8 protein-coding genes and 1 pseudogene are annotated in these 14,610 nt (G+C 60.9%); all 9 read right to left on the reverse strand.

Annotated features, from left to right (window positions below; all coding sequences use genetic code 11):
* Positions 1-220: 220 nt before the first annotated feature.
* The 9 genes and pseudogenes from TK06_RS13180 to TK06_RS13220 all read right to left on the reverse strand — a co-directional run bounded on the left by TK06_RS13180 (position 221) and on the right by TK06_RS13220 (position 14,222).
* Positions 221-3,792 (reverse strand): annotated as a pseudogene (locus tag TK06_RS13180) (glycosyltransferase).
* A 94-nt stretch (positions 3,793-3,886) separates the two neighbouring features.
* A complete protein-coding gene (locus TK06_RS13185) occupies positions 3,887-5,452 on the reverse strand; it encodes a flagellar hook-associated protein 3 (RefSeq protein WP_063322427.1) in 1,566 nt (521 codons plus the stop codon).
* A 13-nt stretch (positions 5,453-5,465) separates the two neighbouring features.
* Complete coding sequence (flgK, locus tag TK06_RS13190) at positions 5,466-7,532, reverse strand: flagellar hook-associated protein FlgK (protein WP_063322428.1); 2,067 nt, start codon at positions 7,530-7,532, stop codon at positions 5,466-5,468.
* Between the two features lie 10 nt (positions 7,533-7,542).
* Positions 7,543-8,844 (reverse strand): flagellar assembly peptidoglycan hydrolase FlgJ, encoded by a 1,302-nt coding sequence (gene flgJ / locus TK06_RS13195; protein ID WP_063325146.1) that lies wholly within the window; start codon positions 8,842-8,844, stop codon positions 7,543-7,545.
* A 14-nt stretch (positions 8,845-8,858) separates the two neighbouring features.
* On the reverse strand, positions 8,859-9,929 hold the full coding sequence (locus tag TK06_RS13200) for a flagellar basal body P-ring protein FlgI (protein WP_161951755.1): 1,071 nt from the start codon (positions 9,927-9,929) through the stop codon (positions 8,859-8,861).
* 45 nt (positions 9,930-9,974) lie between these two features.
* Positions 9,975-10,670, reverse strand: coding sequence for a flagellar basal body L-ring protein FlgH (gene flgH, locus TK06_RS13205; RefSeq protein ID WP_018614454.1), 696 nt, complete (start codon positions 10,668-10,670; stop codon positions 9,975-9,977).
* Between the two features lie 70 nt (positions 10,671-10,740).
* A complete protein-coding gene (flgG, locus tag TK06_RS13210; protein WP_053120245.1) occupies positions 10,741-11,526 on the reverse strand; it encodes a flagellar basal-body rod protein FlgG in 786 nt (261 codons plus the stop codon).
* A 49-nt stretch (positions 11,527-11,575) separates the two neighbouring features.
* Positions 11,576-12,313 carry a flagellar basal body rod protein FlgF gene (locus tag TK06_RS13215; RefSeq protein WP_003199043.1) on the reverse strand — a complete coding sequence of 246 codons (738 nt, stop codon included), beginning with the start codon at positions 12,311-12,313 and terminating at the stop codon, positions 11,576-11,578.
* 346 nt (positions 12,314-12,659) lie between these two features.
* Positions 12,660-14,222 (reverse strand): sigma-54-dependent transcriptional regulator, encoded by a 1,563-nt coding sequence (locus TK06_RS13220; protein ID WP_063322429.1) that lies wholly within the window; start codon positions 14,220-14,222, stop codon positions 12,660-12,662.
* Between the last annotated feature and the right edge of the window lie 388 nt (positions 14,223-14,610).

Below are 14,610 nucleotides of genomic sequence, written 5' to 3' on the forward strand. Positions count from 1 at the left end.
TGCGGGCGCGGGGATTACACCTTCAATGCCGATCCGGGCGCTCCGATTCGCCGGAAGCGCTCGTTTTATGGCGATATGAGGGGGGGCTTGCAGGAAACGCGCCAGCTCTGGCGGGGGCGGTTTCAGGGGGAGAAGTCACAAAGACAGCCGCTTTCGGCCTTTATGGCGAGGGAGCAGCTAGCTCCCTCGCCATGGGTATCAATGCTGCACGAGGCAACGTTCAGTCCGGCAACCACCCCCACAACCAATGCTGCAAGTTCTTTCCGCTGAGCATGTAGTCCCGCAATACGGCTTCGCGCAGTTCATCACCCATGCGGTAACTAGCGTCCGGATCGGCCAGGTGCATGCGGATTGCCGCGATCCATTCCTCAGTGCTGTTGCTGCGCACTTTGGTACAAGGCAGGAAACCGTCGTAGGCCTTGGTGTCGGTGCAGATGACCGGGTAGCCACAAGCACCGTATTCCAGCAAACGCAGGTTGCTCTTGCAGTCGTTGAAGATGTGGAACTCCAGTGGGGCCAGGGCCAGGTCGAGGTTCAGGCTGGCCAGTTTGAATGGATAAGTGTTAAGGCCGACCGAGCCATGAAACTCGTGAATATACGGACGCAGAGCTTCCGGGCACATACCGAAGAACACCCACTCCACCTCACCGGCGAGCTGTTTAACCACGTCGACGATGATCTCCAGATCGCCGCTGTGGCTGGTCCCGCCCCCCAACCCACCCGAGGCTTGGCGGACGTACCGCGCCGACTGGTCAATCGACTCCAGGGCTCGGGCGGCAGCATGTTGGGCACGATACGGATTTCACTGTGCATGCTGGACAAGGCATCAGCAAGCGAAGGTGTCGTCACCACCACGCGATCACACAACCCGATTCCTTCGCGCAGCATCTGCTCGGTATTGGCCGGCTTGTTGCGCGCATGCGTGTTTTTCTTGGGCGCCTTGATGACGTAGTCGTCGAGCTCGAAGATCCGCAAGGCACCGGAATATTTCTTCATTCTCAGGATATCGCCGGCGGCCCCTTCGCTGTAGCGCCCCTGCAATACGATCGTATCCGGCGACAAGCGCTCGATCTCAACGGTCGAAGGCGACTCGTAGGCGACTCGGGCGATTACCCGTCCGGCGGCTTCCAATTCGGCCAACGGGGCCGTGACGCGATAGTGGCCAACCGCGGTGGAGTTGACCGGCAAGCCAAGTATCAATGGCAGGGCGCGGGTGCAGAACGGGTTCCAGTTGTTGCGCAGCGACGGTTCCAGGCTGAAGCTGGAAGCCCCCAGGCTCAGTGCTGGGTTGTAGCCCGGATCCCGGGCGATCTGCGGCAGCCATTTGCGATAAAAGACTTCGTGTTCGCGCTCCACCAACGGGGTTTCTTCAGATTGGACAGCGGGCGATTGCGGGTCGACTTTCATCACCGTGGCGTAAGGCGTCCAGACCACCAGATAGCCGTTTTTGCCTGCGCGCAGGCACAGGTCGACGTCGCTTAGGCCGAAGGTGAAAGACGTATCGTCCAGGCAGCCGAGCTCATCGAAAACCTGCTTGCGCACCATCAAACAGTCGCTGCTGACCGAACTCCAGTTCTGGGTCGTATGCAAACGCTGCATGTAGCCGCGCGAAGCCGCTGACTCACCATAGAACGGCGTGCCCACCGGCCCAGCCAACCCGAGAATCTGCCCGCCGCCAACAATCGTGCCTTGAGGACTGAGTATTCTCGCACCGACCACCGCAACCTCAGGACGCTGGGCATGATTGACCATCTCGTCCAGCCAGTCATTTTCGTAAGCAACCAGATGCGGACTAAGCAATAGCAGGTACTCACCCCGAGCCTGGGCAGCGGCGAAATTACGCACCGCGGCATCATTGTCCTCGCCGACATGACGCAATACCCGCAACATGCTCGCCCCCAACTGCGACATGCTCTCCAGCCATTCAAGCATGGCCGGATCCCGGACGCCGCTGTTTACGATCAGGATTTCATAATGGGTATAGGCCGTGCGCTCGATCAGACTCTCAGCGCAACGCTGCAAGGCTGCGAGCGAGTCGCCGGTCCGCATGATGATCGATACTAATGGGCGGTTACCGTTGCGGTAGTTGATGCGGTTGATCAATGGCAACGTGTCCGGGGAAATCTCGTGATCGATGCCGATACGGTCCAGGTGCGCGCCAACCAAGCGAGCATTGCCCTCGATGACCTCGGGCAGCGACAACCATTGGGCGAAGCTGAGGACCGACTCGACCTGGATTTCCGCGATGTGTTCGATGGTCTGAGGGCCAGCCTCCTCCACCAGGCGCCAGAGCAGATCATGGGGCGCCAATTCACCCTGGGTCGGCTCGAAGCCGCCGAGCGCCATGAATCGTTCACGCTCGAAAGCGAGGGTCCGACCGACATAGGGGTAGGCGCGCATCAGGTCCAGATTGAAGTCCGGCTTGAACACCGGCTCGAAGGACTCGCCATCCACCAACGCGCCTTCATCACTGTAGACGCAAAGGATGCCTTGGCTCCCAGTAACGCGCTCGGCCAGGATCAGCAATGCCGAATCACGCAGCACATCGCCTGCTCGCAGCACGTAGAACCAGTGCGCGCCTTCCAGCTGTGGAACGATGGTATTGAGCTGACTCGGCCAATCGACCTGATAAGGCAGTTGCAGCACTCGCTCGTCCACTTCGCAATGTGCGTCGGAAAGCACCACTGCGGCCTGGGCTGGATACAACTGATCCTTGATGCTATGTAACGTCGCTGCAAGCGCCGGCGCATCACCGAGAGCGTCGATGATCACAGTTACGATGTTTGGCCGAAACGGCCAGCTATCGATGCGCGCAGGCATGACGCGCTGTTCAACCTCGGTGAACCGGCGGACAGCCAGCCACTCACGGTAAAAATCGGCGTAGCTCTCACTTTGCGCCCCTACCCGACCGTTGACGACGGTGTTGCGGTTGCCCAGCACGCGGGTTACGCAGAGCTCCTGCCAGGCATGAGGCTGGTCAGTGATTTTATTCAAATCGATGCAACGCACCCAACCCGAGGCTGGAGCCGCTTCACCGCTGCGCGCAACAAGCATCTGCGCCAGCCATTCCCACTCTAATTTGGCAGCCTTGAGCATTTCCGGGGTCTTGCTCAAACGCTCCGGGTAGAGGCGCTCGATGCTCAATACAGTGTTCAAGGCAATCAGATTGCCGCGTCGCATCAGACAGACAAACAAAGCAAAGTCGAGCAAAGCGACAAACCCGGCGCCCTCCTGAATCAGCGCGGGCAACAACTCCAGCACATCGGCGCGACGCATCAGGGTCGAACTGAAATTGCCAATGAAGTTGGTTGGCGTGCTCTCGAAAATCGCCAGCATGTCGTCGCCCTTGAGCAAGGCGTCATTAGGCGAGAAGCGGCAGTTGTCCACGCGGGGTGGCAAGATGAAGTTGCCTGCGTCGCACAACAGCCGAAGCGCGAACACCACACTCACGTCAGCATGATCCATCAACGCCTGGGCCTGCATCGCAATGCTCGGTGCGAATAGACGATCGTCATCGCATAGCACCTTGATGAACTCACCGCTGGCCTCTTCGACACAGCGCAACAGGTTGCCCTGAAGCCCCAGTCGCTGCGGGTTTCGCAAATAGCGGATCGGATGGGACGGCTCAGGGAAGGAGTCGACGATCTGGCGAATCTCATCGCCAGGCGAGTCATCGCAAACGATGATCTCGATGTGTTCGTAGGTCTGGGCCAAGGCACTGAGCAGTGCCTGGTCAAAAAACCGAGGGTTGTACGCGGGGATGACGATGCTGACGAGGGGAAGTGACTTCACGGTTAAAACTCTCGAGCGGCGGGCCCCGGCCTTTTCAGGTCGGAGCCCCGGAACCGCTTAAAAAAAGACGGTTGGCGGCTCGGTCGATACCGGCTCAGATCTTGTTGAACAGACCCAACTGCGCGATTTTGCTGAAGGCCAGTTGCGAGGCCTGCAACATGGTCTGCTGCAAGGTCAGACGCGTCATCACTTCGGCCGCATCGGAATCGCGGATCGACGATTGAGTCTGGTTATTGGCCAACAACAGGCTCTGGTTCGTATCGCTTTGGGTTTCCAGGGCCTGACCACGTCCACCTACGGAACTCAAGGCACTGGACAACTGATCGGTGCCACTGGCCAGGTTGCCGATACCGGAAGCCAGCGAAGCCTGCAGCTTTTGCAACGCGATTGGATCACCGTTGGTAGGCGTGTTCAGGGCAGTCTTCAACTGGTTCACGGTGTCCAGGATGTTCTGGGTCTCGTGGGTGTTGACCGCGATGCTGAACTGGTCGTCTGCCCCAGGCGTCCCGTTCAGCGTGAAGCTTACGCCCGAAGCGGTGGCTACGTTACCGGCCAGCGTACCGCTGGACACCGGCTGGCTGTTAGCGGTCAGTGGCGCGGCGTACAGGTCGAAATCGGTGGCGCTGGTGAATTTCAATACCGCCGAACCGGTAGGGAAACTGGCGTGGTAAGCCACCGGATCGGTGATTTCACTGCCGGTAATCTGTACCGCGGTCGGGTTGCCTGGGCTGCGCATCGGAACAAAAGTGTCCGGCTTGGCAGCCAGGGTGAAAGTATGGCCTGGCAACACGGTGCCAGGCACATCACCCGTTTGCAGATTGATGTTCAGCGTCAATTCCACACCACGGAACTGGACTGCCTGCCCACTTTTGCTGTTAGGGTCGAACGCGCCGCCCTGGCTGGCTTCGGCGGTCACGTCATTGCCGAGCGCGTCGGTAATTCTCAGTTGCGTGCCGCTGGTGAATTCAACGGTGTAGGGCTCGCCGCCACGGAATTTGCTGTTATAGCTGACGCTGGACGATACCTGGCCATCGGACAAGACCACCCGCCCGTCATTCACTGCCGGCGCGGTCATGGTGACCTGACTGCGGCTGGTGTTGACGGCCTGCTGAAACACTTCCCAGCCGGTACTGTTGGTCGCCATCGACATGGTGTCGCCAACTGGCAGGTCGAGGGTCACCTGATCACCGTTGTAGCTGTAGCTGCCATCGGTGTTGCGGGTGAACGGGATGGTGTCGCCCTTGGAACCGGAGAAGATGTACTTGCCGTTCTCGTCCTTGCTGTTCATCAGGCTCAACAACTGTTCTTCGATCTGCGCCAACTCCGAAGCGTTGGCCTGGCGGTCGGCGTCGGTGTAACCGGCGTTGCCGGCACCGACAGCCAATTCCTTGGCACGCTGCAACACGTTTCCGATGCTGGTCATCACCGCTTCGGTGGTACCCAGGGTGGCCTTGATGGTGTTGGCGTTGGTTTCAAACTGGGCCAGCATCGAAGCCTGGTTGCCCAATTGCAGCAGGCGCGAAGCCCCCACCGGATCATCGGCGGCGGTATTCACGCGCACCAGACTGCTGGCTTCCTCGCTGGTCTTGACGACATTGGCGAAGTTCTTCTGGTAGTTCGCAGCCGTGCTTTCGTAAAACTGAGAGGTAGAAATGCGCATGGGCTACGGCTCCTTAAAGACTGTTGATCAATGTGCTGAAGATTTCCTGCGCCGCCTTGATGATCTGCGAAGACGCGGTGTAGTACTGCTGGAACTTGACCAGGTTGCCGGTTTCTTCATCCAGGTCCACACCCGACAACGAGTCGCGAGCGTTCTTGGCGTTGTCCAGGATCGCGCCGGTGGCGGCGCTGTCGAGCTTGCCCTGGGCGGCCTTGGCACCGACGCCTTCCACCAGCTTGCCGTAGGCGTCGTTCAGGGAAATACCTTTGCTGCCGGAGTTGGTATCCACCGTCTGGGCGGTCTGCAACCCGGCCAGGATCGTGCCGTTACGGTTATCCAGGCTGCCGGGCTGGCTGAGGCTGATATTGATACCCGCCCCCTGGGATGGCGCACCGGCGATGGACATATCGAACGTGACGGTACGCTGCACCGGCGGTACGGACGAGTCCATGATTGGGTTGCCGCTGGCATCCTTGAGCGGAACGCTCAGGCTCAGGGTGTTGCTCTGGCCCGGCTTGATCGTACCGCTGCTGATCGTACCGCCTTGGGCGTCAAGCAACTGGTAAGCCTGGCTCGTGCCGTCAGCCGAAGTCGCGCCGAACACCACCTTGACCGGCATGGAGTTTTTGATGCCGTTCTGGATGATGCTGGTGGTGGCTTCATCATAGATGTCCAGCTTGGTCGTCATGGTCGGCTGGCCGCTGGCCGGGATGGTCAGCGTGCCACTGCCGCCCGGCGTAATGGCGGCGCCCAGCGGGGCTGCGATCGCCAGCCGCTTGGAGTCGGTCATTTCGGTCTTGATGCTGCCCGCGGCATTGCGGGTCGGGGTGATCTTGAACGAATCGCCTGCAGCCGCAGGACCGTTGGCGAAGGTCAGCGAGAAGCCATCGACGACCGGTGCTGGCGTGGTCGTGGTGCTGAACGCGCCCAGCGAGGTGTTGTCAGGCAAGCGCTGTACGGTGTAGTTGGTGGCGCTGGTGAAGGTGATCTTGTAGTCGTTGGTGGTCAGCTTGCCGGTGTCTTCGATGGACACGTTGAAGTTGCCGGAGCCTGCGCTGTTGCCCAGCGAGGCGACGCTGCGCTGGCTCATCTGCGCGGCGCTGTTGATGCTGCTGAACAGGTTGGAACCAAACGCACCGTTCTTGTCGATGCCTGAAGCCTGGATGCTGTTCATCTGATCGGCGACGACCAGGGCCACGCGGCCCAGCTCGTTCATTGCAGGGTCGAGCACGGTGCTGCGGTAGCGCATCAGCCCGCCGATTTCGCCGCCGGTGAGCACCTGGGTAAGGTCCATGACGCTGGAACCGCTGTTGAGCTGGATGCCGATGCGCCCTGGATCGTTCTTGTCCGGCACCGCTTCGAGTTTATTGGTGATGTTGCCCATCACCAATGGCTGGCCGGACCCCAGGTAGATGTCCAGGCTGCTGCCGTTCTCCACGACCTGGGTGCCGGTGAAGGTGGACAGCTGGCGAATGGTCTCGCTGCGGGCGTCGAGCAGGTCGTTCGGCGCACCACCGGCATTGGAGACTTCGGCGATTTTCTTGTTCAACTGGGCGACGGTGGTGGCCAGGTTGTTGATCTGGTCGACCATGTTCGACAGGTTGCCGTTGATGTTTTCGTTCTGCGCGGTCAACTGGCTGGCAACCGAGTTGAAACGGTTGCTCAAGGCCTGGGCATCGCTGAGCAGCAACTGCCGGGATGCATCGTCACCCGGTTTGGCGTTGACGTTCTGCACCGAAGCGAAAAACTTGGTCAGCGCGCCGTTGAGGCCAGTGCCGCTGTCCGACAGCAGGGAGTCAAGCGGGGTGATCTGCCCCTGGTAGGCCGCCGCATCGCTGTTGAGCGAGGTGGTGGTTTTCAGTTGCGCTTCAAGATACGAGTTATACACCCGGCGCACATCGGCCAGGGTCGTGCCGGAACCAATGAACACGTTGCCGTATTGGTTCGACGCCTTGGTGGTCTGCACGGTCTGCTGGCGCGAATAGCCTGCGGTATCGACGTTGGCGATGTTGTTACCCGTGGTCACCAACGCGGTCTGGCTTGCTGACAGACCCGACATCCCTATATTGAGCAAACTCATGGTTCAGACCTTATAAAGTCGTGGTGGCGCCTGCAGAAGCGTAGTTTTGGTAACTCGTCATCTGCCGGGCTATGTTCGAAATCTTATTCGCGTAGTTCGGGTCGGTGGCATAACCGGCCTTCTGCAACTCGCGTACAAACTGTTCGGGTTTATCGGCCGACTTCAGCACATCTTGATAGCGACTGTTGCTTTGCAGCAGGTTGACCAAGTCATGGAAACTGTCGCGGTACGAGGCGTAGGAACGGAACTCGGCCGTCTCCTTGACCATCGCCCCATTGCGGAATTCGCTGGTGATCGCCCGGGCCGAATCGCCCTTCCAATTGGCGCTGGCCTTGATACCGAACAGGTTGTGGCTGCTGCTGCCATCGGGCTGGCGCATGACCGATTTGCCCCAACCGGTTTCCAGGGCGGCCTGGGCCACCAGGTAACGCGGGTCGACACCGATGCGGTCGGCCGCTTCCTTGGCCATTGGCAGCATGGCATTGACGAATTCGTCGGCATCGCGGAAGGCCTTGCGTGCCGGTGCCAGCGGCGGCTGGGCCACGGCGCGGCCATAAACCTGCATGTCGCCTTTCGGCTCGGCAGCCTTGAGTGCAGCCAACCAGTCGCCATTGGCCAGTTCGCCAGTCGCCGGTTTGACGGCGGCGATGGCGCGATCCGTCAGGACGTTCTGTGCAGGCACATCGGCGTTGACCGCGGCCGAAGGCACCAGCCCGGCAAGCAGACGGTCAGCCAGTTTCGGTGGCAGGGCCAGGCGACGCTGGTTGAGCAGTTCCATGTCGTTGCGGTGGATACCCTCGGCCCCTTGCGGCGTACTCACAGCCCGCGAAGCCCACAGCGGACGCTGGCCGTTGCTACGCGACAAGGGACCGTCGGTAGGCAATGTACCTGCCGCCACCGGCGTCGGAACCCGCTTGGCCACCTTGTCCAACGCATCCTGTTGCTTGGCGGCGGACAATGTGGCCGCCTCACCAGGGGCCGTAGGCTTGTTCTTGGACATCTGGCGCAACAGCACATCGGCCAGCCCGATGCCGCCGCCTTCGCGAGACATGGAAACGGCCAACTGCTGGTCGTACATTTCCTGGTACTGCTTGGCCTCGGGGGTGTTCATGGGATTGTCCTTGCCCAGGACCTCGGTGGCCGAACGCATGGACTTGAGCATCTCGCCAATGAACAGCGACTCGAACTCCTGGGCCACCTTGCGCAGGTTACCGTCGCTGTTCTTGTCGCCGACCTTGAGCTGATTGAGGCGGTTCAGGTCCGAGTAGGAAGCCGAATCCCCGCTGATCAAGGCGCCTTTGCGCATATCCACCATGGCCGGTGTCCTTAAATCACGATCAGGTCGGCTTGCAACGCGCCGGCCTGCTTCAAGGCTTCGAGAATCGCCATCAAGTCGCCCGGCGCCGCGCCGACCTGGTTCACCGCCCGGACGATTTCATCCAGGGTAGTGCCCGGGCCGAACTTGAACATCGGCTTGGCTTCTTGCTCGGCATTGACCCGCGAACGGGGCACTACGGCCGTCTGGCCGTTGGACAACGGGCCAGGCTGGCTGACGATCGGGTCTTCGGTGATGGTCACGGTCAGGCTGCCGTGGGTCACGGCGGCCGGGGAAACCTTGACGTTCTGGCCGATCACGATGGTGCCGGTACGCGAGTTGATGATGACTTTCGCCACCGCCTGGCCCGGATCGACCTCGAGGTTTTCCAGGATCGACAGGTAGTCGACCCGCTGGCTCGGATCCAGCGGCGCGGTGACGCGGATCGAACCGCCGTCGATGGCCTGGGCCACGCCTGGGCCAAGCATGTCGTTGATCTTGTCGACGATGCGCTTGGCGGTGGTGAAGTCGGAACGGTTGAGGTTCAGCGTCAGGCTGTTGCCCTGGTTGAAACCGCTCGGCACCGCACGTTCCACCGAAGCACCGCCGGGAATGCGGCCGGCCGACGGAACGTTGACGGTGATCTTCGAACCGTCGCGCCCCTCGGCATCGAAACCACCCACCACCAGGTTGCCCTGGGCGACGGCGTAGACGTTGCCGTCGATCCCCTTGAGCGGCGTCAGCAGCAGAGTGCCGCCACGCAGGCTCTTGGAGTTACCGATGGACGAGACGGTGATATCCACCTGTTGGCCAGGCTTGGCGAACGCCGGCAGATCAGCACTGATCGATACCGCCGCGACGTTTTTCAACTGGACGTTGCCGGAACCGGCCGGCACCTTGATGCCGAACTGCGACAACATGTTGTTGAAGGTCTGCAGGGTGAACGGGGTCTGGGTGGTCTGGTCGCCGGTGCCGTTCAGGCCCACGACCAGGCCGTAGCCGATCAACTGGTTGGAGCGCACGCCGGAAATGCTGGCGATGTCCTTCAAACGCTCGGCCTGAGCGGTAAAGGCTGCAGACATCACCAAGGCACCGATCAACAGCTGCTTAAGATTCAACTGGGCCACCTAGAAAGGGAACTTCGGGCTGAGGAAGAAACGGTCGAACCAGCCTGGCTGACTCGCATCGGCAAAGGCACCGGTGCCCGAATAGGTGATGCGCGCATCGGCCACACGAGTTGACGGAACAGTATTATCGGTAGAGATGTCATCGGCGCGAACCATGCCGGCGATGCGCACCAGCTCGTCACCGGTGTTGAGGGTCAGCCACTTCTCGCCCCGTACGGCAATGATGCCGTTGGGCAGCACATCGGCGACGGTCACGGTGATCGAACCGGTCAGGCTGTTGCTCTGGCCCGACTGACTGTCGCCCTTGGTGGCCCGGTCGGCACTGTAACCGGCGTTGAGGCTCAGGTCATTGCTGCCGATCGGGTTGTTGGTGGTCAGGCTGGAGCCGAACAGCGAGGTCAGGCCGACGCTGGTTTCGCTGGTCTTGTCGATCTGCGAGTTGGCGTTCTTGCTGGCTTGGGTCCGCTCGTTCAGGGTGATGGTGATGATGTCACCGACCCGGAAGGCCTTGCGGTCGCTGTACAGGTTCTGCTCGAAGCCGGCCTGGTAGATCGAGCCATTGTTGGCGGCAGCCGGCAACGGCGTGCGTGGCAACACCGGAGCGTAATACGGGTCATTGGGCCTGGGTGTCGGCGCGACACAGCCCGCGAGTGCGGTGATGCCACTCAGTGCCAGAACAGATACGAAGCGTTTCATGACCCTACCTCTTGGTGTTGCAGGCGACCCTGGGGTCGCCCTGTCTACGTGGTGACGGACGTTGTGACGATTACAGATTCTGCGTAACGAACGAGAGCATCTGGTCGGCGGTGGAGATCACCTTGGAGTTCATCTCGTAGGCACGCTGGGTGGTGATCATGTTGACCATCTCCTCGACGGTGCTCACGTTGGAGGTTTCCAGGGTGTTCTGCAGCGTGGTGCCGAAACCGTTCAGGCCCGGGGTGCCGACTTGCGGCGCGCCACTGGCAGCGGTTTCTAGGAACAGGTTGTTGCCCACCGCTTGCAGGCCGGCCGGGTTGATGAAGTCGGCGGTCTGCAGGTTGCCGATCACCTGGGCGGCCGGGTTGCCTGCCACGGTGATGGACACGGTGCCGTCACGGCCCACGGTAAAGGTCTGGGCATCGTTCGGAATGACGATCGCCGGCTCCAGGGCGAAACCGCTGGCGTTGACGATCTGGCCATTGGAGTCGAGGTGGAACGTACCGTCACGGGTGTAGGACGTGGTGCCGTCCGGTTGCAGGATCTGGAAGAAACCGCGACCGTCGATGGCCATGTCCAGCGGCTGCTCGGTGGTCTGCAGGCTGCCGGCGTTGAAGTTTTTCTGGGTGCCGACAATGCGCACACCGGTACCCACTTGCAGGCCCGACGGCAATTCGCTGTCCTGGGTCGATTGGGCGCCAGGCTGGCGTTTTACCTGATACAGCAGGTCCTGGAACTCGGCGCGGTCACGTTTGAAACCCGTGGTCGAGACGTTCGCCAGGTTGTTGGAAATAGTGGAAAGGTTGGTGTCCTGGGCGGACAGACCTGTTTTGGCAACCCATAGAGCCGGAAGCATTCGATTCTCCTCGTACGCCTGTTTTTCGGCGCAGCGCTGTAATTAATGATTAGATCTGCAAGACCCGAGCCATGGCTTCATCGCCTTCTTTGGCGGTGTTCATCATCTTGACGTGGAGCTCGAACTGCTTGGCCAAGGCCAGCACCGAAGTCATTTCATCCACGGCGTTGACGTTGCTCGCCTCCTGGAAACCCGACACCAACTGCACGTTGGCATCGATGGGTGCCGGCTGGCCGTCCTTGGTCCGGATCGAACCGTCCAGGCCCTTGGTCATGTTCTTGAGGTCCGGGTTGACCAGCTTGATGCGGTCCACTTCAGCCATCACCCGCGGGCCTTCGCCCATGGCGCGAATGCTGATGGTGCCGTCCTGGCCAATTTCGATTTTCTGCTCTGGCGGCACGGCGATCGGCCCGCCGTTGCCCATCACCGGCATGCCGTTGCCAGCCCGCAGCACGCCCAGGGCGTCGACATTGAGGCTGCCGGTGCGCACGTAGCTTTCACCGCCGTCGGGGTTCTGCACGGCCATCCAACCCGGCCCGCTCACCGCGACGTCGAGGTCACGACCGGTTTCCACCAGTGCGCCCGGGGTGAAGTCAGTGGCAGGCCGTTCGGACATGGCAAAGGCCCGCGCCGGAAAGCTGTCGCCAAACACCGGCATCGAGCGCGCCTGCTCCAGGTCTTTCTGAAAACCATTGGTGGAGATGTTCGCCAGGTTGTTGGCATGGGCCCGCTGTGCCAGTGCGTTCTGGCTGGCGCCGGTCATTGCCACATAAAGGTACTTGTCCACTGTCGTTCCTCTGCATGCCGGACGTTTGCCGCCCACTGCTGTGTTGCACAGCCTTAAGCAATTTGCAGACCAACTTTTTTCTGGCGCTGATAGCCCCGGTAAACAAAGGGCTTGGAGGTTCTGGAAGGGATTGTGCAAATGTATCGAAGACGAAAAACCGGCGGTCTCGTGCCGCTGCAAGGCAAAGGTTTACCCATCCGACAGCTGCACCACATTTTTGTGGCGAGGGGATTTATCCCCGCTGGGGTGCGAAGCGCCCCTAAAAACGGACACTCAAGTGTGTCAGGTTGACTGCTTTGGGGCTGCTACGCAGCCCCGCGGGGATAAATCCCCTCACCACAATTGATTACGCACTGGGGTCTTTGCCGACTTCATATTCGCGCAATTTATTGGCAATGGTCGTATGGGAAACCCCCAGCCGCTTGCCCAGTTGCCGGCTGCTCGGGTGCTCCGAATACAAGCGCTCCAGCACCGCTTTCTCGAAACGCCCAACGATCTCGTCCAGCCCCCCCTCCAGGGAAAAATCGCCAAGGGGTTGGCGCACGCCGTAGTCCGGCAAGCGGATATGCTCGGCCTTCACCGTGCCGCCATCGCACAGGGAAACGGCCTGGAACAGCACGTTTTCCAACTGCCGGACGTTGCCCGGCCAGTGGTAGCGACTCAGACGCTCCATCGCCGCCGGGGCCAGCTTGGGCAGCGGACAACCGATCTGGCGGCTGGCCTGGTCAAGAAAATGCTCCACCAGCGGCGCCAGGCCATCGAGGCATTCGCGCAGCGGTGGGATGTGCAAGGACAGCACGTTCAAGCGGTGGTACAGATCCTGACGGAACTCGCCCCGGGCGCAGAGTTCGGACAAATCGACCTGGGTGGCGCAGATCACCCTGACGTCCAGGTACACCTCTTCATCGCTGCCGACACGCCGGAAGCAACCGTCCTGCAGAAAGCGCAGCAGTTTCACTTGCAGGCGCGGGCTCATTTCCCCGACCCCGTCGAGGAACAGCGTCCCCCCGGCGGTCAGCTCCAGCAGGCCGAGCTTGCCTTCGGCCCGGGCGCCTTCGAAGGCCCCCGGCCCGTAGCCGAACAGTTCGGTCTCGGCCATGGACTCCGGCAGCCCGGCACAGTTGAGCGCCATCAATGGCGATTGCCCGCGCGGGCTCGCCAGGTGACAGGCGCGGGCCAGCAGTTCCTTGCCAGTGCCGGTTTCGCCTTCTATCAATAGCGGCGCGTCCAGCGGGGCCATGCGCCGGGCCTCTCGGACCACCGCCGCCATCACTTTCGAACTCTGGAAAATACTGTCGAAGCCGCGCAGTTCCTGCTTGCGCACGTTATAGATCCGCTCGCCCACGCGGTCGGCCCGGTGCAGCGTCAGCACCGCACCGGCCATGGCCTCGCTGTCGTCGTGCTCCGATTGCAGTGGCGCGATGTCGGCCAGGAACACATCGCCCTTGACCTTGACCCGCAGGCCGTTGATGCGCGACTGGTTGGCGCGCACCAGTTCCGGCAAGTCGAAATCCTCGGCATAGCGGGACAGGGGAATGCCCGGCACCTCGTCCACTCGCACCCCGAGCAACTGCGCCGCTGCCCGGTTGGCCGCAACGATGGAGCCACCCATGTCGATAGACAGCACCGGGAATTCCAAAGCGCCGAGCAAGGCGTTGAGTTCCATGTGCCGACGCTCACTGGGCATCAGTCCTACGCGCTTGACGCCAAACACCCCGGCGATGCCTTCGAATTTCGGACGCAGCGCCTGGAACTGGATGTTGATCAGGTTTGGGCAGTGCAGGTAGATCGCGTTGCCATGCTCGCCACCGACCTCGCCTCGGGCGACGTTGATACCGTATTCCACCAACAGGTTGAGAATGTCCCGCAGGATGCCGATGCGATTCTGGCAATGGACTTTGATGCGCATGAAAAGGCCCGGATGTGGATGAGAGAGTGGTGCCCCATTCAAGCCCGACACACACCTTGTGGCGAGGGAGCTTGCTCCCGCTGGGCTGCGAAGCGGCCCTGTTATTGGGACTGCTGCGCAGTCCAGCGGGAGCAAGCTCCCTCGCCACGGGTTTTGTGTTGGTTTTTTGTCTAGGCACACAAATAGTTGTCAAGATTATGTGACAGCTGCAGGCCATTTCCCAGCCAAAAATCTCGACACGGCCACAGCTCGACCTCATACGTAACGAAAACTTTACAAAATCGCACGTACTTGCCCCTACCCACCTGATTTCTTCGGCTGCACGCGCTCCTGCTTCGGGTTATCTCTAATGCATCGCTGGACATAAAAACAAACAACCTTCCCCACG

The sequence above is a fragment of the Pseudomonas fluorescens genome (genome assembly GCF_001623525.1).
Classification (GTDB): Bacteria; Pseudomonadota; Gammaproteobacteria; order Pseudomonadales; family Pseudomonadaceae; genus Aquipseudomonas; species Aquipseudomonas fluorescens_Q.